Genomic DNA, 21,809 nt, shown 5'->3' on the forward strand with positions numbered 1-21,809 from the left:
TAAACGAACATGCAGGGACAGAGCAAATGGCAAAACTGATCGTCACAACGCGCGACGGCACCGAACATGAAATCGAGGCACAGGCCGGGCTATCGGTGATGGAAATCATCCGCGATGCCGGTTTCGATGAGTTGCTCGCACTGTGCGGCGGATGCTGCTCTTGCGCTACTTGCCATGTGCATGTCGACCCCGCATTTGCCGGCAAGATTGATCCGATGGGCGAAGACGAGAATGACCTTCTCGAAAGTTCCGATCACCGTAACGAGACGTCACGCCTCTCGTGCCAGCTTGCCTTCAGCGATGCGCTGGACGGTCTCAAGGTCACGATCGCGGACGAGGACTAGGTCTTCGATATGCCCGCCATCCTTGTGGATGCGGATGCTTGCCCGGTTAAGGACGAAATCTACAAGGTTGCGTTCCGACACGAGGTTCCGGTCACGATCGTCAGCAACAGCCCGATCCGTGTACCGGATCATCCGCTGATTGCCCGGTCGCTTGTCGGTTCCGCCTTTGACGCCGCCGACGATTGGATCGCCGAGCGGGCCCATGGCGGCGTCATCGTGGTTACAGGGGACATCCTGCTTGCCGACAGATGTCTCAAGGCTGGCGCTACGGTCATTGCCCCTAACGGTAAGCCCTTTACCGGCGGTTCCATCGGCAATGCCGTTGCGACACGCGCGATCATGGCAGACCTGCGGGCGAATGGCGATGCGATTGGCGGCCCGCCGCCCTTTTCCAAGTCGGATCGTTCGCGCTTTCTTTCGTCCCTTGATGAGGCAGTGGTCAGATTGAAGCGCTCCGCGGCACTTTGATCCGCCGCGCTGGCCCGTTGGACCTTTCCATGCTAGGGGCGCCGCCATGCTCAATCTGAACGGTATCACCGTGCGCCTTGGCGGGCGCACCATCCTTGATCGCGCGACGGCTTCCTTGCCGCCGAAAAGCCGTGTCGGGCTGATCGGCCGCAACGGCGCCGGCAAGTCGACCTTGATGAAAGTGATGATAGGCCAGCTTGACCCGGATGACGGTTCGATCGAAATGCCGCGCAAGACCCGGATCGGCTATATCGCGCAAGAAGCACCCGCGGGCGATGCGACGCCATTTGAAACCGTACTCGCTGCCGACACAGAACGGGCTGCCCTGCTTCATGATAGCGAGACATGCCACGATCCTGATCGGCTTGGGGAAATACACGAACGACTGATCGCAATTGATGCATACACCGCTCCAGCGCGCGCCTCGCGCATTCTGGTCGGGCTTGGGTTCGATGAGGACATGCAGGCCCGTCCGCTCGACAGCTTTTCGGGCGGTTGGAAAATGCGCGTTGCGCTTGCGGCCCTGCTCTTTTCCGAGCCCGATCTGCTGCTGCTCGACGAACCGTCGAACCATCTGGACCTCGAAGCGACTTTGTGGCTGGAAAGCTTCCTGCAATCCTATCCGGCAATGATGGTCGTCATCAGCCACGAGCGCGACCTGCTCAACAATGTCGTGGACAACATCCTGCATCTCGAGGGTGGACAGACAACGCTCTATGCCGGGGGGTATGACAGTTTCGAGCGCCAGCGCGCCGAGCGTGCAGCACAGCTTGCGGCGGCCAAGGCGGCGCAGGATGCGCAGCGCGCCAAGTTGCAGGACTATATCGCCCGCAACAGTGCGCGCGCCTCAACTGCAAAGCAGGCGCAATCGCGGGCAAAGGCACTTGCAAGAATGCAGCCCGTGATGGCGATGATCGAGGACCCTTCACTGAGTTTCGATTTCCCGAGCCCTGACGAACTGAAGCCGCCCTTGGTGACGCTGGACATGGCAAGCGTCGGCTATGTGCCCGGAAAGCCGATCCTGGAGCGCCTGAACCTGCGGCTGGACCCGGATGACCGGATCGCGTTGCTCGGCCGCAACGGCAATGGCAAGACGACCTTGGCCCGGCTGCTCGCTGCACAATTACCCGCAATGGAGGGTTCAATCAGCGCCTCGGGGAAAATGCGGGTCGGCTATTTCACCCAATATCAGGTCGAGGAACTTGATGGCGCAGACACGCCGCTTGAACATATGACGCGCCAGATGAAGAGCGCGACGCCGGGTGCCGTGCGTGGGCAGTTGGGCCGGTTCGGCTTTTCCGGCGCCAAAGCAACAACCGAAGTGGCGAAGCTTTCCGGCGGGGAGCGCGCCCGGTTGGCGCTCGCGCTCATCACCCGCGATGCGCCGCACATGCTGATCCTGGACGAACCGACCAACCATCTTGACGTCGATGCCCGTGAAGCGCTGGTGCAGGCGCTCAATGCCTATGACGGTGCGGTCGTGATTGTCAGCCATGATCGGCACATGATCGAACTTGTTGCCGACCGCCTTGTTCTTGTCGACGGCGGCCGCGCCGAGGAGTTTGGCGGCAGCCTTGATGACTACACGGACATGATCCTCGGCAAGAACCAGCCGAAAGGGCCGGAACCCATAAAATCCAACAAGAAGGAAGACCGGAAGGCCGCCGCCGCCGCCCGCGAGCAAAGCAAGGCCCTGCGCGCTGAAATCGCGCGAGCGGAAAAGGAAATGGACTCCCTGACAGCGCATCGCTCCCGGATCGAGCGGGCCATGTTTGATCCGGACACTGCGGGGCCGGAAGAACGCAACCTCACCATGACCGATCTGATGGTCCGCCGCGCGGACATCGAGAGAAAGCTCGCGGCCGCAGAAGCATGCTGGCTGGAAGCGTCCGCCGCGCTCGAAGGCGTGTCAGCCTGAAATCTTTTTCGTTTCCGGGCAGTCCTTCAGTCCTGGGACGCAAATGATCGCAGGGCTTCGCGTGCAACAAGCTCCCCCTTTTCCTGCACGAAATGTCCGGCATCAGCAATCTCGAGCGGTTCTGGGCACCCACGGATATTGGATCGCAGATTCGCCATGACAGCGGGGCCGAGCACCGGATCCGTCATGCCTATCGCCATAAAGCTTTGGCCAGTCCATTCATCCCGCCAGAAATCGAGCGCACGCCGCGCTTGCGGAATCCCCTCCATGCCGGGACTCGTCATCACCAGTTCGGGGAACCGGCGCACGCCCGCCTTGTATCGCTGATCCGGGAAAGGCGCTGCATAGGCAGCGGCTTCCTCTTTGCTCATGCCGGGCTGCGCACGCTCCATGAGGGCCGCTATGTCGAGATCTGGCTGGCTGCGGTTGAATGCGCGCCATCGATCAAATCCTTCGCTCACTGGCTCCCCGACCGGGATGGCCGTGTTCATGACCAGGAGGCGGGCAAATCTTTCCGGCATCTCCGGTGGCACTGTGAGGCCAAGGATTCCTCCCCAATCCTGGCACACAAGCGTCACGTTACGAAGATCAAGGGCCATGATAAAGGCGAGCAACATGGAGCGATGAAAGTTGAAACTATAGACGGCTTCATCGACCGGCTTGTCGGAACGACCAAAGCCGATCAGATCCGGCGCGATGACACGGCCTCCCACGGCCGTGAAAACAGGAATCATTTTGCGATAGAGGTAGGACCATGTGGGCTGGCCATGCAGGCACAGAAACGTTTCGTCCGCTGCCTGGGGGCCTTCGTCAAGATAATGGATGCGCAGGCCCTCGTATCCAGGCAGGCCTTCGATATAATGGGGTGCAAAATTGAAACCGGGAAGATTTGCAAATCGCCGGTCATCCGTTCTCAGACTCTCCACGCCTGTGCCTCCTCTTGCAAGAAATGCGGCCTAACCCTGCGGCCATTGAGACAGAATCGTGGCGGCGTCGAAATAGTCTCGCCAGAAGACAATCTGGCCTTCATTCACTTCAAATACACCGGTAACAGGCAACTCTACCCATCTGTCCTTCAACCGATGCCGATCCAGCCTTTCCAGGAATACGGTTCGCCCTGAATACGACTCTCTCAGGATCCGGAATTCGTTTTCAAGCGTCGGGGCGAAAAAAGGTTCCAGGACAGCGCGGATGCCTTCAGGCCCATACACTGTCCCAATCGGCGGCGGGTTTGTATATTCGCATCCGGCCGCGACAAATCGCATAGCCCGATCATAGTCGAGGGACTCCATCGCCTTCATAAAGGCTTTGACGATCACAATCGGCTCTGAATTCACAGGGCTTTCCTTCTTCCATTTGGGCAGGGCGTCGCACCGTTCCCGTATCGGCCCGCCAAGCCCGCTTCACCCGTCATTCCATGAAACACATCCCCCACAATTGCAGACGCTTCATGATCAAAACGGGCATCGACTCATTCAATGCGGGATAGCATATTGTAGCAACTGCTACAAGAAGAACCGGTGCCGCGTTCAAGGCATCCCGCGAACTTGTCCTTCCGCCGGTTGTGCTTCGCACCCAGAACGACTAGGGGCTGCCCCACATATGTTAATGGCGCGGGTCATTGCCCCGGAATGCGCCTTTTAGAGAGACCATGATCTTCCAAACACTCCACCCGCTTCTTGCTGAAGCGCTTTCCGCCCGTGGCTATGCCGCGCCCACGCCTGTGCAGGCGGCTGTCCTTGAACCCGAAGCCGAGGGGCGGGACCTCATTGTCTCCGCACAGACAGGATCGGGAAAGACTGTTGCCTTCGGCCTCGCAATGGCCCCGCAACTCTTGAGCGGCAGCGGAATGGCCGCCCCAGCCGGTGCCCCGCTCGCACTTGTCATTGCGCCGACACGGGAGCTCGCGCTGCAGGTCGGGCGCGAACTGATCTGGCTTTACGGCAAGGCGGGGATCCGCATCGCAACATGCGTCGGTGGGATGGACGCATCGAAGGAACGGCGAGCGCTTTCGCAAGGTGCGCATATTGTCGTCGGCACCCCAGGCAGGCTCCGCGATCACCTCGAACGGGGGGCGCTCCTGCTCCACAGCCTGACTGTCGCCATCCTCGACGAGGCCGACGAAATGCTCGACATGGGCTTCCGCGAAGACCTGGAGGAAATTCTCGACGCGACGCCGCAGGGCCGGCGCACCTTCATGTTTTCTGCAACCATGCCGAAACCCATTGTTGCACTTGCCCGGCGCTACCAGCGCGATGCATTGCGTATATCGACTGTCGGCGAAGATCGCGGCCATGGAGACATCACCTACCAGGCCGTGACTGTCGCGCCTGCCGACATCGAGAATGCCGTCGTCAATCTGCTGCGCTATCACGAAGCAACCACCGCAATGCTGTTCTGCGCTACCCGCGACAATGTCCGGCATTTGCATGCAAGCCTTACCGAGCGCGGCTTTTCAGTCGTGGCGCTTTCGGGTGAGCACAGCCAGAATGAACGCAACCATGCGTTGCAGGCCCTGCGCGATCGGCGGGCACGGGTGTGCGTGGCAACCGATGTCGCTGCGCGCGGGATCGATCTGCCGACCTTGTCGCTTGTCATCCATGTTGAGATTCCGCGCGATGCGGAAGCCCTGCAACACCGGTCAGGCCGCACCGGCCGGGCAGGCAAAAAGGGTACAGCAGTAATCCTTGTGCCGTATCCAAGGCGTAAGCGCGTCGAATCGATGCTGCGGGGAGCGCGGATCAATGCCGAATGGATCTCCGCCCCAAGCCGCGAGGATATCGCGAGAAATGATCGTGAGAGGCTCCTCGCGACCCTGCTCGAGCCGGTCGAGGTCGATGAGGAGGATCGGGTGCTGGCGACACGCCTCCTGGCGGAGCGGAGTCCCGAGGACATTGCGGCTGCGCTTGTTCGCGCACATCGGGCGCGGATGCCGGTGGCCGAAGAGTTGATCGACGCGGCCTCCGGTCCGTCTCAGCGTTCTGAAGGCCCAAGGCCCGGTTTTGAAAACACCGTCTGGTTCAGGATGGACATCGGTCGGCGGCATAATGCGGATCCCAGATGGCTGCTTCCACTTCTGTGCCGGCGTGGCCATATCACCCGGACAGAGATTGGGGCGATCCGCATTGCCGCCAATGAATCGCTTTTCGAGGTCCAAGCGGCGGCGGCTGCACGTTTTGCGGCAGCAGTCCGGCGCACAGCCGTTGACGGGGAAGATGGCGAAGGAGGCATCCGGATCGAGCAGGTCCAGGGCGCCCCGCGAGAAGAGGCCAAGCGCAACCGACGCGAAGCACCGCGGCAGCATCGGCCAGGACCTCGACCGGGCAAGCCACCGTTTCCGCCGCGCAACAAGGCCAGACGTGAACGCACTGCGTGACCGGTAAAACGAGTTATCGTCTGCGCCTTGTGGAAATCACGTAGTTTCGAGACCCTGCCCGCGCGCTAGGGCCGGGACATGACTGATTGTTCACATTGCCCTGTTGGCGATAGCGCCATTTGTGCCGGATTGTCGGCAGAGGCGCTTGAATGTCTGGGCCATCTTGGGCGCAAGCAGAAGGTCCGGCGCGGGCAAACACTCGTCTGGGAAGGCGATGAGGCTCTGGTCGTTGCCAATGTGATATCCGGAATCCTGAAACTGTCGATTTCCACAGCCGACGGCCGTGAACAGATTGTTGGCGTCGTCTTTCCATCAGACTTTATCGGCCGCCCTTTTGGCAAGGAGAGTCCCCACAGTGTGACAGCGCTGACGGATGCCGAGCTTTGCGTCTTTACCCGCGCCGCGTTTGACGGTTTTGCCCGGCAGCACCCCGACCTGCAGAATCGGCTGCTGATGCGCACGTTGACCGAACTCGATCGTGCGCGTCACTGGATGCTACTCTTGGGCAAAAAGACAGCAAGTGAGCGGATCGCGTCACTTTTGCTCGAAGTCTCGGACCGGATGGGCGATGGTGCGGCCAAGGCTGCCGCCGGTTTGCCGGAAGTCTTCGAAATGCCCCTCGACCGCCAGCAGATGGGCGATGTGCTGGGCCTGACGATTGAAACTGTCAGCCGCCAACTGACAAAACTCAAAGGGGCAGAAATGATCGACCTGCCGAACAGACGCACAGTCGTGATCCAGGACCGCGCACGGCTGCAGACTTTGGCACTCGCCGCATGATCTGTTGACCTGAGTCAATGAAGACAGGTCCGCGATCGGCCAACGGCAGAATTACAAAAATGCGCTGAGGCGCTTCGGGGAAGAATGATGGACACAATGGTAATGCGCGCTGGCGCTTGGTTCGTCGTGGCACTGCTCGCCTTTGCGGCCTTTGCCCAAAGTGTGGATCCCGGATTTTCCGTTCACATGGGCATCGTCTGCGCAGTCGCGCTGATCGCTTCGGCCATGACGCTTCGGGGGACGGATTTCGCTGGCTTGGCCAATGGCGTGGCCGCCAGGCCAGCCGACCTTTCACGTTATGATGACGATCCCATCCGATGGGGCATCATTGCGACAATCTTCTGGGGTGTGGCTGGTTTTCTGGTTGGCCTCTTCATTGCCCTTCAGCTTGCCTTTCCGGCGCTCAACTTCAATCTCGAGTACACGACTTTCGGGCGCCTGCGACCGCTCCACACTTCGGCCGTGATTTTCGCCTTTGGCGGAAATGCGCTGATCGCGACGAGCTTTTACATCGTTCAACGCACCTGTCGCGCACGATTGGCCTTCCCGTCACTCGCCCGCTTTGTCTTCTGGGGCTACCAGCTGTTTATCGTGCTCGCCGCAACCGGCTACCTCATGGGCATCACTGAGGCCCGCGAATATGCCGAACCGGAGTGGTATGTCGATCTGTGGCTGACCATCGTGTGGGTGTCCTATGGCGCAGTGTTCATCGGAACGATTGTGCGCCGCAAGGAGCCGCACATCTATGTCGCGAACTGGTTCTTTCTGGCGTTCATCATAACGGTCGCCATGCTGCATCTGGTAAACAACATTTCGATGCCGGTGAGCCTGGTCGGTTCAAAGAGCTATAGCGCCTTTGCAGGCGTTCAGGATGCACTGACCCAGTGGTGGTATGGCCACAATGCGGTTGGTTTCTTCCTGACGGCCGGCTTCCTGGCCATGATGTACTATTTTGTACCGAAGCAGGCGGAACGTCCCGTCTACAGCTATCGCCTGTCGATCATCCATTTCTGGTCGCTGATCTTCCTCTATATCTGGGCCGGACCGCACCACCTCCACTATACTGCATTGCCTGACTGGGCGCAGACACTGGGCATGGTCTTTTCCGTCATGCTGTGGATGCCGAGCTGGGGCGGCATGATCAACGGCCTGATGACGCTGAACGGCGCATGGGACAAGATCCGCACCGACCCGATCATCCGCATGATGGTCATGGCTTTGGCCTTTTACGGGATGAGCACTTTTGAAGGGCCCATGCTCTCGATCAAGGCCGTCAACAGCCTGTCGCACTATACGGACTGGACCATTGGTCATGTGCACTCTGGCGCGCTCGGCTGGAACGGCATGATCACCTTTGCGTCGATCTATTATCTCGTGCCGAGACTCTGGGGCCAGCCGCGTCTCTATTCATTGCGGATGGTGAACTGGCACTTCTGGCTCGCGACGATCGGCATCGTCTTCTACGCCGCCGCGATGTGGGTCGCTGGCATCATGCAGGGGCTGATGTGGCGCGAATATGGCTCGGACGGCTATCTGGTCTATGCCTTTTCGGAAGTCGTCTCGGCCATGTTCCCCATGTATCTGATCCGCGCAGCCGGTGGCCTCATGTATCTCTCGGGCGCGCTGATCATGGTCTTCAACGTATGGATGACCATCGCCGGCAAGCAGCGGCAGGAAAAGCCGATGACCGAAACGCCCTATGACGCGTCGCTCGACCGTCCCCTCGCCACAGCTTCAGCCGCCTGAAGGAGCCAAAATCATGGCCGGTACATTGCTCGATCACAAGCGGCTTGAACGCAACGTCACGCTGCTTGCCGTTTTTGCATTCATTACTGTCGCGATCGGCGGGATTGTCGAAATCGCGCCGCTCTTCTGGATCGACTCAACTGTCGAAAAGGTCGACGGGATGCGCCCCTATTCGCCGCTCGAGCTTGCGGGGCGCAATATCTACATGAGGGAAGGCTGCTACAACTGCCATAGCCAGATGATCCGCCCCTTCCGCGACGAAGTCGAACGCTATGGCCACTACAGCCTGGCAGCCGAGAGCATGTATGATCATCCATTCCAATGGGGCTCAAAGCGGACCGGCCCGGACCTTGCTCGCGTCGGGGGACGATATTCGGACGAATGGCATGTTCAGCACCTCAAGAACCCCCGCGCAGTCGTTCCGGAATCGATCATGCCGCCCTACGCCTTCCTCGCAGAGCGGGAACTCAAGTCCGGCGACATGCGCATGCACCTGCAAGCGCTTTATCGGGTGGGTGTGCCCTATTCCAAGGCCGCGATTGCTGCAGCAAATGATGACCTGCAAGCCCAGGCAGATCCCGATCAGAGCAGCACTGACCTCAAGGCCCGCTATCCCAAGGTTCAGGTGCGCGATTTCGATGGCGACCCGACCCGCATCACGGAGATGGATGCTCTGGTCGCCTATCTGCAGATGCTCGGAACCCTGGTCGACCTGAAAGCGGCCGAACCGCAGGAGCAGCCGCAATGACCTATGACAGCTTCAGGCATTTTGCCGACAGCTGGGGGCTGGTCTTCATGGGGCTCCTCTTCGTCACCTTTATCGGCTGGACGTTTCGCAAAGGTGCGTCGACGCATCACAGCGATGCTGCCGCGATCATCTTCAAGGATGAAGATCATGGTTGAAAACAAACGTATCGATGAACCAACCGGCACTCAGACTGTCGGTCACGAATGGGACGGCATCGAGGAACTGAACACCCCCCTCCCGCGCTGGTGGCTGTTGACCTTCTACGCCTGCATCCTCTGGGCGATCGGCTATGTGATCTTCTTTCCCGCGATCCCGATGCTGCATGGCGCAACGAAGGGAATAACTGGCTGGTCCAGCCACGGCCAACTCGAAGCCTCGATGAATGCGGAAGCAAAACGGCGCGCACCGATCACAGCCGCCATTGCGGCCACGCCAATCGAGCAGTTGCTTGCCAACGACAAGCTCAAGCAGGCAGCAATCGAGGGCGGTCGGGCCGCCTTCAAGGTGCATTGTGTGCAATGCCATGGCTCGGGCGCCACGGGATCCAAAGGCTATCCGAACCTCAATGATGACGATTGGCTTTGGGGCGGCGATATTGCGACGATCCACTATACAATCACGCATGGCGTAAGAAATCCCGATCATAACGAGACACGATTTTCTCAAATGCCCGCCTTTGCCGGGGTGTTGACGCCTGCAGAAATCAGCTCGGTTGTGTCGTTCGTGCGAACAATCTCCGGTCAACAGCAGCCCAATGCCGCCTCCGCACGTGGCGCGACCCTGTTTGCGGCCAATTGCAGCCAATGCCATGGGCCCGAAGGCAAGGGTGGACGGCAGTTCGGCGCGCCGAACCTGACGGACGCCATCTGGCTTTATGGTGGGGATCGGGCCACAATCACCCAGACTGTCATGAAAAGTCGATTTGGTGTCATGCCGCGCTGGAACAATCGGCTCGATCCTGTGACGATCAAGATGCTTGCAGCCTATGTCCATTCACTGGGCGGTGGCGAGGCCGCACCTTCGGCACCGGCAGCCAATGTCAAACCTTGAAGGCCTTATCGATCCCGGGAGTCCACTCTACGAAAGGCGCAAGGGTGTCTATCCAAAAGCCGTAGACGGGTTTTTCCGGCGCCTCAAATGGGCGGCGATGGCCGTGACCCTGACGATCTATTATGTGACGCCCTGGCTGCGTTGGGATCGCGGACCCTATGCGCCAGACCAGGCTGTCCTTGTCGACCTGGCCCATCGGCGCTTTTACATGTTCGCAATCGAGATCTGGCCACATGAGTTCTATTATGTGGCCGGGCTACTGGTTATGGCGGGGATCGGCCTGTTTCTTGTAACTTCAGCCGTCGGGCGGGCCTGGTGCGGCTATGCCTGCCCGCAGACGGTCTGGACGGATCTGTTTCAGCATGTCGAGCGCGCCATCGATGGAGATCGCAACGCCCAGATCAGGCTGGCTCATTCGCCTTGGGGATTGGAAAAGATTGCAAAGCGGGTCGCAAAGCACGCCATCTGGATCATCATAGGTGCGCTGACCGGAGGCGCGTGGATTTTCTATTTTGCGGATGCCCCGACGTTGATGCGCCATTTCATGGCGGGTGACGCGCCATTCGTTGCTTACAGCACGGTCGCGATACTGACAGCGACCACCTATATATTCGGCGGGCTGATGCGCGAGCAGGTATGCATTTACATGTGCCCCTGGCCGCGCATCCAGACGGCCATGCTCGATGAAAAATCACTTGTCGTCACCTACAAGGACTGGCGGGGCGAGCCGCGCACCCACGGTGTCAAGAAGGCCGCAGACGAAGGCCTGAAGACGGGCGACTGCATCGACTGCACGCAATGCGTCCAGGTCTGTCCAACTGGCATCGACATTCGCGAAGGGCCGCAGATTGGCTGTATCACCTGTGCCCTGTGTATTGATGCCTGTGACAAGGTGATGGCGCAGATCGGCCGGCCGCGGGGCCTGATCGACTATTGCACGCTGGATGACGCTGCGATCGAAAAGGCCGGCGGGACGCCGAAGCCGGTTCTGAAGACGCTTTTCCGGCCCAGGACGCTGGCCTATTTGTCGATCTGGAGTGCAATCGGGCTGGCAATGCTGTTTTCGCTCGGTGCCAGAACCAGGCTTGACCTGAGCGTGCAGCAGGATCGCAATCCGATCTACGTGCAACTGTCCGACGGATCCATCCGCAACAATTACACGATCAAGGTCCGCAACATGGAAGCGCGGCCCCGCAAGGTCGTGCTCAAGGTGTCCGGCCTTTCGGATGCGAGAATGTGGACGCAGGACGGTGGACGTGCATCGGCTTCGGATGAAGTCGAAGTCACTGTCGATCCCGACAGCGTCCTGAAGGTGAGACTCTTCGTCGCTGCACCCAGCAAGGGACCGGAACGGCAACCTTTCGAGATTTCAGCGCAGGCTGCAGGCACGAACGAAAAGGGCGATAGCGATACGACGCAGTTCGAACGGCCTGAACACGAGGAAGATGAAGAATGACGAAGCGCTTTACCGGCTGGCATATGACAGCAATTCTGGTTGGATTCTTCAGCATAGTCATCGCCGTGAATGTGTACATGGCCCATGCTGCCATTTCGACCTTCGGCGGGACCGTGGTCGACAACTCCTATGTAGCCAGCCAGGAATTCAATGGCTGGCTGGCAGCGGCCAAAAAACAACAGCAGCTTGGGTGGAAGACCGGCGTATCGCTCGACAGCAGACGGCATGTACGAATTGCTGCATCCTTGGCAGGCGGGGCCATCGAGGGGCTGAACGGTTCAGGGCAGGCAAGCCACCCGCTGGGTGCTACGCTGCCGATCACGCTCACCTTTTCAGTTGCAGCCGATGGGTCTCTGCAATCTGCTCAAGCCCTCCCCACCGGCCGATGGCTGGTGCATGCCGTGTTGCGGAGCAGCGGAGAAACCGTGAAGCTGTCGACCGACGTCCAATGAACGCACCCACATCACCTGTTGCGGAAGCCAAGCTGCCGGAGGCTCTGTTCTCAGTGCCAGGGATGCGCTGTGCGGGGTGCATCGCCAAACTTGAAGATGGACTGCCCAAGACAAGTGGCATCGTCGCAGCGCGCGTGAATTTCACCGCCAAGCGCTTAACGCTGACCCACTTGCCAGATGTCCAGATCCCTGCACTGCAGCAGGCGATCTCAACCCTTGGTTTCGAAGCGCAGCCCATCGGTGCTGCGCTGACCCGTGACGATGGCGGCAGCCGTGATCTGCTGAAAGCCCTGGCGGTTGCCGGCTTTGCCGCAATGAACATCATGCTCCTTTCGGTTTCGGTATGGTCCGGCGCCGAAGGCGCAACACGCGACCTGTTCCACTGGCTTTCCGCCGGCATTGCATTGCCTGCCATTGCCTATGCGGGCCGACCCTTCTTCAAATCCGCCTGGAACGCATTGCGGCACGGGCGGACCAACATGGATGTGCCGATTTCGATTGGCGTTGTTCTGGCAAGCGCCCTGAGCCTGTTTGAAACCGTCGTGCATGGCGAGCATGCCTATTTCGACGGTGCGGTCATGCTCCTGTTCTTCCTGTTGACGGGGCGCTGGCTGGACAGCGTGATGCGGGACCGCGCGCGCGACGGTGTCACCGCGCTTCTCAAACATGCCCCTGCCGGCGCGCTGGTCATAGACAACGACGGCCGATCTTCCTGGTGCGATGCGTCCTCGCTTCGGCCAGGCATGACGATGCTTGTCGCGGCAGGTGAACGACTGGCAGCCGATGGCGCAGTGATCGACGGGCAATCGCGCATCGACCTGGCCTTGCTCACCGGGGAAAGCACGCCTGTCGCCATTGCACAGGGTGACCGTGTCCATGCCGGGACGCTCAATCTCGATGCGCCGGTCAGGATCAAGGTCCTGGCAATCGGCGAAGAGACGGTCATTGCCGATATCGCGCGGCTTATGGATCAGGCCTCGCAGTCCCGGTCACGCTATGTCAGGATCGCGGATCGGGCGGCCCGGCTCTATGCTCCGGCCGTTCATACTTTGGCGGCGGCCAGCTTTGTCGGCTGGATGATCACGGGTGCAGGATGGCATCAGTCGCTGCTGATTGCTGTCGCCGTGCTGATCATCACCTGCCCCTGTGCACTCGGGCTGGCCGTGCCTGCTGCACAAATTGTGACCGCCGGCGCGCTGATGCGCCGGGGTATCCTGGTCAAGGATGGATCAGCGCTCGAACGGCTGGCGGAGGCTGATCGCGCCTTGTTCGACAAGACCGGAACGTTGACCCTGGGTCGACCGGAACCGATTGGGCTGCATGACCTGGGACCGGAGCAGAAGTCTGTGGCGCTCGCGCTTGCCAGGGTCAGCCGCCATCCATTGAGCGAAGCACTGCGGCGGGCGCTTGAACAGGAGGGCAACACAGCAAGTGACCTCACCGATGTCCGGGAAACCGCAGGCAATGGTGTATCGGCCAAGCTGCGGGGAAGGGCCGTGGCCCTGTGCAGGCCGGACGGCACGGTTCCGGACGATTGCCTCGCGACCTCGCTGGTCATTGAAGGACAACCGTCGACCACGATCCTGTTCAGTGACAAGATGAGGCCAGCCGCTCGTCAGACAATCGATGAACTTGCCGCACTTGGCCTTCCGGCAACGATCCTGTCGGGAGATCGCGCGTCTGCGGTTGCACCGATTGCGCGCGCGCTCGGATTGACGGCACAGACAGGCATGCTGCCGCAAGACAAGCTGGATACGATTGCCAGACTCAAAGCGCGCGGCGAAAAGGTCCTGATGGTCGGCGACGGTCTGAATGACGGCCCGGCGCTTGCCGCAGGACATGTCTCGATGGCTCCGGGATCGGCCAGCGATGCTGGACAGAACGCGGCGGACGCCATTTTCCTCGGCGACAGTCTGGCGCCCGTTGCGACTGCAGTCCGCGCCGCGCGCGCCACGCAGCAGGTTGTTCGACAGAATTTCTTGATGGCGATCGGCTACAATCTGATCGCGGTACCCCTCGCAATCATGGGGCTGGTGACGCCCCTCATAGCCGCGTTGGCCATGTCCGGTTCGTCCCTGATCGTCGTCGCCAATGCCTTGCGGCTTCGGAGTGCGGCGAAATGAACGGGATTGCCGTCCTGATTCCCATTGCGCTTCTGCTAGGGCTTGGAGGACTCTTCGCCTTTTTCTGGTCGCTTCACAGCGGGCAATATGATGATCTCGACGGAGCATCACTGCGCATCCTTATCGACGACGACAGGCCCACGGACGATAATGGCTGAGCGCAAAAAAAGCGGGACAAGCCACAATGGCCTGCCCCGCCAGGTTGAGGAGCTCTGAAATCTCTAAAGGCGGAAGCCGACGCCGACGCCCACAACTATCGGGTTGAGGTTGACCTTGACTGTTTGAACGCCGATCGCTGTCGTCGACAGCCGCGCGGTCGTCCTGATGTCGATGTATTTGACATCGAGATTGAGGAACATGGTCTTGCTCAGATCGAAATCGACCCCGGCCTGCGCTGCCCAGCCAAAACTGCTCTTCATCTTGACCTTTGTCGGACCGACGGCTGCTTCAAGCGCGGCAGAAGGCTTTTCGGAATAGAAGAGCGTATAGTTGATGCCGGCGCCAACATAGGGGCGGACTTTGGATGCCGGAGCGAAATGATATTGTGCGGTCAGCGTCGGCGGCAGCACCCATGTGGACGCGAGACGCCCGATGGACCCGGTTGTGCCACTCGTTCCCGTCGCGCGGTGCTTGGTGGTCGCCGCGATCAGCTCGAAACCAATATTGTCTGTCGCCATGTAGGTGAAATCGACCTCAGGTGCCGCACTGTTGTTGATCTTGACTTTCTCAGTGGGAAAGGTCGGCGTGATTCCACTTGAGGATTCGTTCGGCGCAACGATGATGCCCCGGAGCCTGATGAGCGTATCGCCCGCAGCCGCATTGGCCGGACCGGCAATGCCGCAGGCGAGTGCCAAGCCCGTCAAATATGGTTTGAAGTTCAACATATAATCTCCCTGTTGTGCTGACGTTGAAGTGAGTCCGCTCAATGACTGAGCAGAAGTGGAATGCGGGATGTGCGCAAAAGATCACGGGTTACCCCGCCGAGAAGCGTCTCGCGAAACCGCGATCGACCATAGGCACCCATGACCAGGCAGCTTGCGGCGCGGCGCGTGGCGAAATCCTCGAGAACGCCGCCTGCACTTTTGGCGCTCGTCGAAAGCGCATGGAGATCAGATGCCACACCGTGGCGTGAAAGATATGTGTTTGCTGCAACCTGTGGGAATTCGTCCCCATTCTCACCGACCGAGACGATATGTACTGAAGACGCCGCGCGAAGGATGGGCAACGCGTTGCGAAGGGCATTTGCTGCCTCCGGGGACGCGTTCCAGCCAATCACCGCCGGGCTGCCGGCATCGAATGCCGAGACCCCTGACGGAACAATCAAGACTGCACAAGCCGCATGAACGGCGACTTCATCAACAATCGGCAGTGGTTGGGAAACGGCATCTCCGCTGCCTGGAAATTGACTAATGACAAGCAGGTCGCTGAGCGCCGATGCGCTGACCAGCGTCTGCACGACCGGCCCATCAGCTGCGATCCAGTCCCAACGGACATCGCCCTGTCCCAAACGGACTTCTATGCGCTTGCGCACCTCATCTTCGCGCTCGCGAACACTCTCAAGCACTGCAGCCTGAGTGTAGACACCGCCAAGTGGCTCAAAGGACACATAGGCATTGTATGGCGTGACCTGAAGGCAGGTCAGATGGGCATCGAATGTTCGGCAGATGTCGAGCGCGACTTGCAGCCGGTCATCCAGCGCATCGTCGTCATAAACATGCAGCAGCACAGATTTCATTGGCCCAACTCCTCTTCGGGATTGGACGCACACTAGCTGTTTCATCGAGGGGGACCTTGATCCGCCGCAACAAGTTCCTTGATGCGGATCAAGGATGGAATGGCGATCCAGCAGTAGCGTGTCGACTATGTGGCGATATTATCCTGAACTGCTCGAGCGGCCCGTTCCGCGTTACACCAGCTACCCGACCGCGGTCGAATTCAGCGATCTGGTCGGCGCCGCCGACATGGTCGAAGCACTTGAGACTGTGGAGGCGGAGACCCCTCTGTCCGCCTATGTCCACATTCCCTATTGTCAGTCGATCTGCTGGTATTGCGGATGCAATACCGGGGCAGCAAATCGCATGCATCGCCTTGCCGCCTATCAGGAATCGCTTGAATCCGAAATTGGCCGCGTTGGCAGCCTTTTGCAGGGCCGGGGAAAGGTTCGGCATATTGCCTTTGGCGGAGGCAGCCCGAACGCCATTGCACCTGTAGACTTTGTTCGGCTGGTTGATCGACTCGTTCTTGCGCTGAATTGCGAAAGTGCGGACATGTCAGTCGAAATCGACCCCCGCATCTTCTCCGACAATTGGGCCATGGCACTGGCGTCCTGTGGCGTGACTCGCGTCAGTCTAGGCGTGCAGAGTTTCTCCGAAGGAATTCAGCAGGCTATCGGGCGAATTCAGCCACGGCACATGATCGAAGCCTGCATGGCATCGGTGCGGCGCTTCGGAATCGAAAACATCAATTTCGATCTGATGTATGGCTTGCCCGGCCAGTCGCTGGCGGATCTGGAAGACACGTTGCGCCAAGCAATCTGCCTTGGCCCGAGCCGCATAGCCTTGTTCGGTTATGCCCATTTGCCTGACCTCGTTCCCCGGCAGCGCCGGATTGATGCAACAGCACTTCCCGGACCGGAACTGAGATTCGAAATGGCGGCACGCGGACATGAATTGCTGTCGGCCGCCGGGTATCAGCCGATTGGCTTCGATCATTTCGCACTGGAGAGCGACGGATTGGCCAAGGCCAACGCAAAGGGAAAACTGTACCGCAATTTTCAGGGTTTCACGGACGACGACAGCCCTGTTCTGCTTGGCTTTGGGGCCAGCGCGATCAGCAGTTTTCCTCACATCATGATCCAGAACGAGAAGAATCCGGGGCGTTATCGCGCCTGCATTGCCGATGGCATGCTGGCTTCGGCACGAGGCGTCAAACGCAGCCCAGACGATCAGCACCGTTCTGCCATCATCGAACGCATCCTCTGCCAACGCGAAGCGCGCGATATTCCGGAAGAAATTGTCGCCACTGCACGGACTGCGCTCGGACCGCTCGAGGCATTGGGATTGATCGAATGGGACAAGCGCGACTTGCGGCTGAACAGGAATGCCCTGCCCTACGCGCGCGTCGTAGCTTCAGCCTTTGACGCCTATCGCCACCCCGACTCCAGCCAGTTCAGCAATGCGATCTAGACTTCCGTTGCTTGCCACTGTCGCTTGGCTCGCGCTTGCGGGTTTCGGCATTCTTGAGCCCGTTGGTCAAGCCTGGTCCATGCCCGGCGTCATCAGCATCTGTTCCGGCGGGGGCACCCGGTTGATCGAGATTCCCGAGCCCGGAAATGACCACAAGCGTCCGGAATGCGCAAAGGGCTGCCACGCGCTGTGCCAAAGGAAGCGGGGAGGGCTTCAGGATTCGAGCGACGCCGGCGACTGACAGTTTCGGCCAACCGGTCCGACCACGATTGCCGAATGCATGCCTTTGTGTAGAGAAGGGCAATGCGAAATCCAAAAGCGCAGCCAACACTCGCGTCCAGTCAGGACGGCTTGGTCGAAGTATCGGCAAGTGAGGGTCTCCTGCGTTCTATCCTGGCAACCGTGCCCGACGCGATGATCATCATCGATACAAGCGGCGCCATTACCTATTTCAGCGCCGCAGCAGAGCAGATGTTCGGCTATGACAGCCAAGAGGTTCTTGGGCAGAACATCCGGCTGTTGATGCCCGAGCCGGACCGCGAACGTCATGATGACTACATGCACCACTACCTTGAAACCGGCCAGGCACGGATTATCGGGATCGGGCGCTTCACGGTCGCGCGACGTCGCAATGGCGAGGTCTTTCCCATACAGCTTTCAATCGGAGAGGCAGGCACTGGACAAGATCGGGTTTTTTCCGGATTCGTCCGCGACTTGACCGAGCGCGAAGAGGCCAGGATCCATCTGGAAGAACTGCAGAACGAGATTGCCCATGTTTCCAGGGTCAGCGCAATGGGGACTATGGCGTCTTCGCTTGCGCATGAACTCAACCAACCTTTGACGGCCATTGCCAACTATGTGGAAGGCGCTCGGGAACTTCTCAATAATCCGAACCTGGACAATATTGATACGGCGCGCCAGGCGCTTGATGATGCCGCCCAGGAGTCTGTGCGTGCCGGACAAATCGTGCGGGGTTTACGCGACTTCATCGGGAGGGGAACCGCCGAACGGCGCGTCGAAAGCCTGCCGCGACTGATCAACCAGGCAAATGCGCTGGCTTTGATCGGCGCACGCGAAGTGGGCATTGATGTCGATCTGGAGTTTGATCCCCAAGCAGAGTCCGTCTTGGTGGCAGGGGTCCAGGTCCAACAGGTCATGGTGAACCTCATTCGAAATGCCGTCGAGGCAATGGAAACGTCACCGATGCGAAAGCTATCGATCCGAACACAGCGACTGTCAAAGGACTTTGTCACTGTGAGCGTGACCGATAGTGGGCAAGGTTTTGCACCCGAGAACATGGATCGCCTGTTCGAACCCTTTTTCAGTACCAAGGGTGAAGGGATGGGTCTGGGACTTTCGATCTGCCGGACAATTGTCGAGTCCCTAGGTGGTTCGATATGGTCTGAACAGACAGTAGACGGGATGAGGTTCAGTTTCACATTGTTGAGTGCAGACACGGAGGACAGCGATGACGGACCGGCGTCAGATCTATCTGGTTGATGATGATGATGCAGTGCGCCGATCGGCTGGCTTCATGCTCAAGACATCCGGGTTTGTCGTGGAACCCTTTGCGTCAGGCGTCGAATTCCTGAAGAGCGTCGACGGATTGACTCCGGGCTGTATCCTGCTTGATGTCCGCATGCCTGGAATGGACGGACTCGAAGTCCAGCGCGTTCTGGGAGAGCGGGGCATTACTTTCCCAGTCATTGTTCTGACGGGCCATGGAGACGTCAATGTTGCTGTGGCCGCGATGAAGGCCGGCGCTCTGGATTTCATTGAAAAGCCATTTGAAAAGGCCGTGCTTCTCTCGGCGCTGGAGGAAGGCTTCGCCCAGATCGAACGGTCTGACCGGAGCAAGGCGCGCGCAGCGGAAGCAGTGCTGCGACTGAATGTGCTGACCGCGCGTGAACATGAGGTTCTTGAGGGTCTTGTCCGTGGATTTCCCAACAAGACGATTGCCTATGATCTTGGCATCAGCGCACGAACTGTAGAAATTCACAGGGCAAATCTCATGACCAAGCTGAACGTTCGAAGTCTTTCCGAGGCACTTCGGATTGCATTCGCAGCGGGGCTGGGTGACACTCCCGGATGATAAGAGAACTAGGCGATCGCTGGTTCTGAAAGCGGCAGGGTGAAAGAAAAACGAGAGCCACCTGCTTTACCCGGTTCCACCCAAATTCGGCCGCCTTGGGCCTCAACAAGGGTGCGGCAAATAGAAAGGCCCAAACCCATTCCGCTGCGTTTGGTCGAACGGAAAGGTTCGAAAAGGTCATCTGCCATTTCCGGTAATATGCCAGAACCGGTATCGGAAATTGTCAGTTGCACCATGCCGTTCGCAACGGGTTCCGAACTGATTTCGATTCGCTTGATGGGCAGATCTTCCATTGCATCAAGGGCGTTCCGGACAAGGTTGAAGAGCACTTGCTGAACATTGATGCCGTTCACGTTCACGCGATCCGACTGCGGATCGAGTGCAACTCGCATTTCGATTTCATCCTTGCCCGAGCCGAGCAATGCCAGCGCTGTCGCTTCGCGGACCAGCTTCCCGAGGCTTTCTGTCCGTCGACTCGCTTCACCGCGCGAAATGAATTCGCGCAGGCGGCTTACGATTTTCGCCGCTCTCATTGCCTGTTCGGCTGCACTCGACATCGCCTCACGCAAATATTCCGGATCGGCATCCGATGTGTCGACCAGTTCCTGCGCCGCCTCCATATAGTTTGTGATTGCTGCAAGTGGCTGATTCAACTCATGAGCAAGCGCCGTTGTCAACGATCCGACCGCGCTGATTCGCGCAACCCGTGCCAACTCATTCTGAAGCTCGTGCATGCGCCTTTCGACAGATTGCTGTTCCGTGAGATCGCGAATGAAGCCCGTGAAGACTCGGCCTTCAGGTGTCTTGGCTTCGCCGACTGACAATTCGATCGGAAAGGTTGAGCCGTCCCTTCGCCTTGCCGTCATGACGCGACCGATCCCAAGGATGTGCCTTTCTTCAGTTTGCCGGTAGCGCTCGATATAATTGTCATGGCGCTCGCGATCGGGCGAAGGCATCAGAAGGCTTACATTTTCACCAACGACTTCTGCTTGGCTAAAGCCGAACATGCGCTCCGCGGCGGTACTGAAGGACATGATACGGCCACGGTCATCAATGACGACCATTGCATCGGGAACGGTCGCAAGGATGGAGCGAAGGTGGCCCTCGTTGAAACTGTCCTTCAAAAATGCGTTCATAACCTTCCGTTCGAAGAGCCTTTCGGCCTGAGACTGGAGTGGCTTTGCCAGCGCCATGTGCGCGGACGGCGGGCCTGAACCCTAATATGCGCTGCGTGAGGCGGCTATCCGTATGAACCCTTATTGGAGCGTTGCGCGCATTCGAACATTGTAGCGTCATGGATTGGTCAGTTATTCGTCTTGAGCTCGCCAGAACCCCCGAATTTCCGGAAGGGTCTGCGTCGCGGGCCTATCTCTTGAGGCTGCCGCTTGACGCGGACGGCATGGTCGATGTCGAGGCGTTCAAGGAGAAGCCGGAACTTGCGACCGTGCGGCGTTACTGGCCGAACGAGCGTGACAAGGAAGGCTATGTGATCCGCAAGCGAAATGGCTGGGCCTTTTCCTATGCTCTTGGGGATGAGGACGATGAGACAGTTTTCCATCTCGAGACTCACCCTATCCGGCTCGGCGAATTTGTCACCATCACTGAAACCGATGGGCAGAAGCTCCCCTTCCGCGTCGTTCGCTGCGAATAGGGGCCGCCGGTTCAGCTCTTCGCGAGGCGGGCACCCATCATTTGATGAAGCAGGTTGATCGCCTTCAAGGGGCGGACCATGACCTTGAATCTCGTGATCCGGCCTTCCTTGTTCCACCAGATCATGTCGATGCCGTTGATCTTGATGCCGTCGATCTGGTTTTCGAATTCCAGTATTGCTGAGTGATCACCATGCCATTCGCCGACATAAGTGAAGCCTGGTCCACCAAGAACCTTTGCAGCAGCCATGAGATATTTGAAGGTAATCTCCTTGCCGCGCTGGGGCGTGTGAACGACGGGCGATTCGAAGACAACATCATCGTCCAGCATGTCTGAAAGTGCCTGGGGATCGCCGCTTTCCATATAGGCATGCCAGCGTTCTAGGGCGTTGCTCATGTGAATGTCTCCATGTTTGTTGCAG

The 21,809-nt window shown here is 59.1% G+C and carries 24 protein-coding genes; 18 read left to right on the forward strand and 6 right to left on the reverse strand.

Annotated elements, in window-relative coordinates; genetic code table 11:
• Positions 1–26 precede the first annotated feature (26 nt).
• From K0O24_RS01840 to K0O24_RS01850, 3 genes are read left to right on the forward strand one after another with little or no spacing between them, the layout of a single operon-like run.
• On the forward strand, positions 27–344 hold the full coding sequence (locus K0O24_RS01840; protein ID WP_219894136.1) for a 2Fe-2S iron-sulfur cluster-binding protein: 318 nt from the start codon (positions 27–29) through the stop codon (positions 342–344).
• Between the two features lie 9 nt (positions 345–353).
• On the forward strand, positions 354–812 hold the full coding sequence (locus K0O24_RS01845) for a YaiI/YqxD family protein (protein WP_219894137.1): 459 nt from the start codon (positions 354–356) through the stop codon (positions 810–812).
• A 46-nt stretch (positions 813–858) separates the two neighbouring features.
• Positions 859–2,730, forward strand: coding sequence for an ABC-F family ATP-binding cassette domain-containing protein (locus K0O24_RS01850; RefSeq protein ID WP_219894138.1), 1,872 nt, complete (start codon positions 859–861; stop codon positions 2,728–2,730).
• A gap of 26 nt (positions 2,731–2,756) precedes the next feature.
• On the opposite strand, the gene K0O24_RS01855 is transcribed toward K0O24_RS01850, so the two are convergent.
• Together K0O24_RS01855 and K0O24_RS01860 are read right to left on the reverse strand one after the other, a co-directional pair.
• Entirely contained in the window at positions 2,757–3,656 is a 900-nt protein-coding gene (locus K0O24_RS01855; RefSeq protein WP_219894139.1) for a haloalkane dehalogenase, read from the reverse strand.
• 30 nt (positions 3,657–3,686) lie between these two features.
• On the reverse strand, positions 3,687–4,067 hold the full coding sequence (locus tag K0O24_RS01860) for a limonene-1,2-epoxide hydrolase family protein (RefSeq protein WP_219894140.1): 381 nt from the start codon (positions 4,065–4,067) through the stop codon (positions 3,687–3,689).
• 314 nt (positions 4,068–4,381) lie between these two features.
• Between K0O24_RS01860 and K0O24_RS01865 the strand changes: the two genes are divergently transcribed.
• From K0O24_RS01865 to ccoS, 10 genes are all read left to right on the forward strand, one after another.
• The gene (locus K0O24_RS01865) at positions 4,382–6,106 is read left to right on the forward strand and encodes a DEAD/DEAH box helicase (protein WP_219894141.1); all 1,725 of its coding nucleotides are present in this window, start codon (positions 4,382–4,384) and stop codon (positions 6,104–6,106) included.
• Positions 6,107–6,184: 78 nt separating this feature from the next.
• Positions 6,185–6,886: a Crp/Fnr family transcriptional regulator gene (locus tag K0O24_RS01870; protein WP_219894142.1), complete on the forward strand. Its 702-nt coding sequence runs from the start codon at positions 6,185–6,187 to the stop codon at positions 6,884–6,886.
• A gap of 87 nt (positions 6,887–6,973) precedes the next feature.
• A complete protein-coding gene (ccoN, locus tag K0O24_RS01875) occupies positions 6,974–8,632 on the forward strand; it encodes a cytochrome-c oxidase, cbb3-type subunit I (protein ID WP_219895429.1) in 1,659 nt (552 codons plus the stop codon).
• Positions 8,633–8,645: 13 nt separating this feature from the next.
• Complete coding sequence (gene ccoO, locus K0O24_RS01880) at positions 8,646–9,380, forward strand: cytochrome-c oxidase, cbb3-type subunit II (RefSeq protein WP_219894143.1); 735 nt, start codon at positions 8,646–8,648, stop codon at positions 9,378–9,380.
• A complete protein-coding gene (locus tag K0O24_RS01885) occupies positions 9,377–9,535 on the forward strand; it encodes a cbb3-type cytochrome c oxidase subunit 3 (protein ID WP_219894144.1) in 159 nt (52 codons plus the stop codon). Before ccoO ends, K0O24_RS01885 begins: the two co-directional genes overlap by 4 nt.
• Positions 9,528–10,430 carry a cytochrome-c oxidase, cbb3-type subunit III gene (gene ccoP / locus K0O24_RS01890; RefSeq protein WP_219894145.1) on the forward strand — a complete coding sequence of 301 codons (903 nt, stop codon included), beginning with the start codon at positions 9,528–9,530 and terminating at the stop codon, positions 10,428–10,430. The genes K0O24_RS01885 and ccoP overlap by 8 nt, the downstream gene beginning before the upstream one ends.
• The gene (gene ccoG, locus K0O24_RS01895; protein WP_219894146.1) at positions 10,417–11,886 is read left to right on the forward strand and encodes a cytochrome c oxidase accessory protein CcoG; all 1,470 of its coding nucleotides are present in this window, start codon (positions 10,417–10,419) and stop codon (positions 11,884–11,886) included. Before ccoP ends, ccoG begins: the two co-directional genes overlap by 14 nt.
• On the forward strand, positions 11,883–12,338 hold the full coding sequence (locus K0O24_RS01900) for a FixH family protein (protein ID WP_219894147.1): 456 nt from the start codon (positions 11,883–11,885) through the stop codon (positions 12,336–12,338). Before ccoG ends, K0O24_RS01900 begins: the two co-directional genes overlap by 4 nt.
• Positions 12,335–14,461 carry a heavy metal translocating P-type ATPase gene (locus K0O24_RS01905; RefSeq protein ID WP_219894148.1) on the forward strand — a complete coding sequence of 709 codons (2,127 nt, stop codon included), beginning with the start codon at positions 12,335–12,337 and terminating at the stop codon, positions 14,459–14,461. The genes K0O24_RS01900 and K0O24_RS01905 overlap by 4 nt, the downstream gene beginning before the upstream one ends.
• Positions 14,458–14,619 carry a cbb3-type cytochrome oxidase assembly protein CcoS gene (gene ccoS / locus K0O24_RS01910; protein WP_219894149.1) on the forward strand — a complete coding sequence of 54 codons (162 nt, stop codon included), beginning with the start codon at positions 14,458–14,460 and terminating at the stop codon, positions 14,617–14,619. The genes K0O24_RS01905 and ccoS overlap by 4 nt, the downstream gene beginning before the upstream one ends.
• 63 nt (positions 14,620–14,682) lie before the next feature.
• Here ccoS and K0O24_RS01915 read toward each other — a convergent pair whose 3' ends face one another.
• Together K0O24_RS01915 and K0O24_RS01920 are read right to left on the reverse strand one after the other, a co-directional pair.
• Positions 14,683–15,345, reverse strand: coding sequence for an OmpW/AlkL family protein (locus K0O24_RS01915; protein WP_219894150.1), 663 nt, complete (start codon positions 15,343–15,345; stop codon positions 14,683–14,685).
• Positions 15,346–15,383: 38 nt separating this feature from the next.
• Entirely contained in the window at positions 15,384–16,196 is an 813-nt protein-coding gene (locus K0O24_RS01920; protein WP_219894151.1) for a universal stress protein, read from the reverse strand.
• 127 nt (positions 16,197–16,323) lie between these two features.
• Here K0O24_RS01920 and hemN point away from each other — a divergent pair, with 127 nt between their 5' ends.
• From hemN to K0O24_RS01940, 4 genes are all read left to right on the forward strand, one after another.
• A complete protein-coding gene (hemN, locus tag K0O24_RS01925; protein ID WP_219894152.1) occupies positions 16,324–17,646 on the forward strand; it encodes an oxygen-independent coproporphyrinogen III oxidase in 1,323 nt (440 codons plus the stop codon).
• Positions 17,636–17,887 (forward strand): hypothetical protein, encoded by a 252-nt coding sequence (locus tag K0O24_RS01930; protein ID WP_219894153.1) that lies wholly within the window; start codon positions 17,636–17,638, stop codon positions 17,885–17,887. Before hemN ends, K0O24_RS01930 begins: the two co-directional genes overlap by 11 nt.
• Before the next feature lie 62 nt (positions 17,888–17,949).
• Positions 17,950–19,146, forward strand: coding sequence for a sensor histidine kinase (locus K0O24_RS01935; RefSeq protein WP_219894154.1), 1,197 nt, complete (start codon positions 17,950–17,952; stop codon positions 19,144–19,146).
• Positions 19,115–19,738 carry a response regulator transcription factor gene (locus K0O24_RS01940; RefSeq protein ID WP_219894155.1) on the forward strand — a complete coding sequence of 208 codons (624 nt, stop codon included), beginning with the start codon at positions 19,115–19,117 and terminating at the stop codon, positions 19,736–19,738. The genes K0O24_RS01935 and K0O24_RS01940 overlap by 32 nt, the downstream gene beginning before the upstream one ends.
• An 8-nt stretch (positions 19,739–19,746) precedes the next feature.
• Here K0O24_RS01940 and K0O24_RS01945 read toward each other — a convergent pair whose 3' ends face one another.
• A complete protein-coding gene (locus tag K0O24_RS01945) occupies positions 19,747–20,874 on the reverse strand; it encodes a PAS domain S-box protein (protein ID WP_219894156.1) in 1,128 nt (375 codons plus the stop codon).
• A gap of 158 nt (positions 20,875–21,032) precedes the next feature.
• Here K0O24_RS01945 and K0O24_RS01950 point away from each other — a divergent pair, with 158 nt between their 5' ends.
• A complete protein-coding gene (locus K0O24_RS01950) occupies positions 21,033–21,389 on the forward strand; it encodes a hypothetical protein (protein WP_219894157.1) in 357 nt (118 codons plus the stop codon).
• A gap of 11 nt (positions 21,390–21,400) precedes the next feature.
• Here the strand turns inward: K0O24_RS01950 and K0O24_RS01955 are convergent, their stop codons facing one another.
• Positions 21,401–21,784 carry a nuclear transport factor 2 family protein gene (locus K0O24_RS01955; RefSeq protein ID WP_219894158.1) on the reverse strand — a complete coding sequence of 128 codons (384 nt, stop codon included), beginning with the start codon at positions 21,782–21,784 and terminating at the stop codon, positions 21,401–21,403.
• Positions 21,785–21,809: the final 25 nt, after the last annotated feature.

Source organism: Aquisediminimonas profunda, assembly GCF_019443285.1.
Taxonomy (GTDB): Bacteria; Pseudomonadota; Alphaproteobacteria; order Sphingomonadales; family Sphingomonadaceae; genus Aquisediminimonas; species Aquisediminimonas profunda.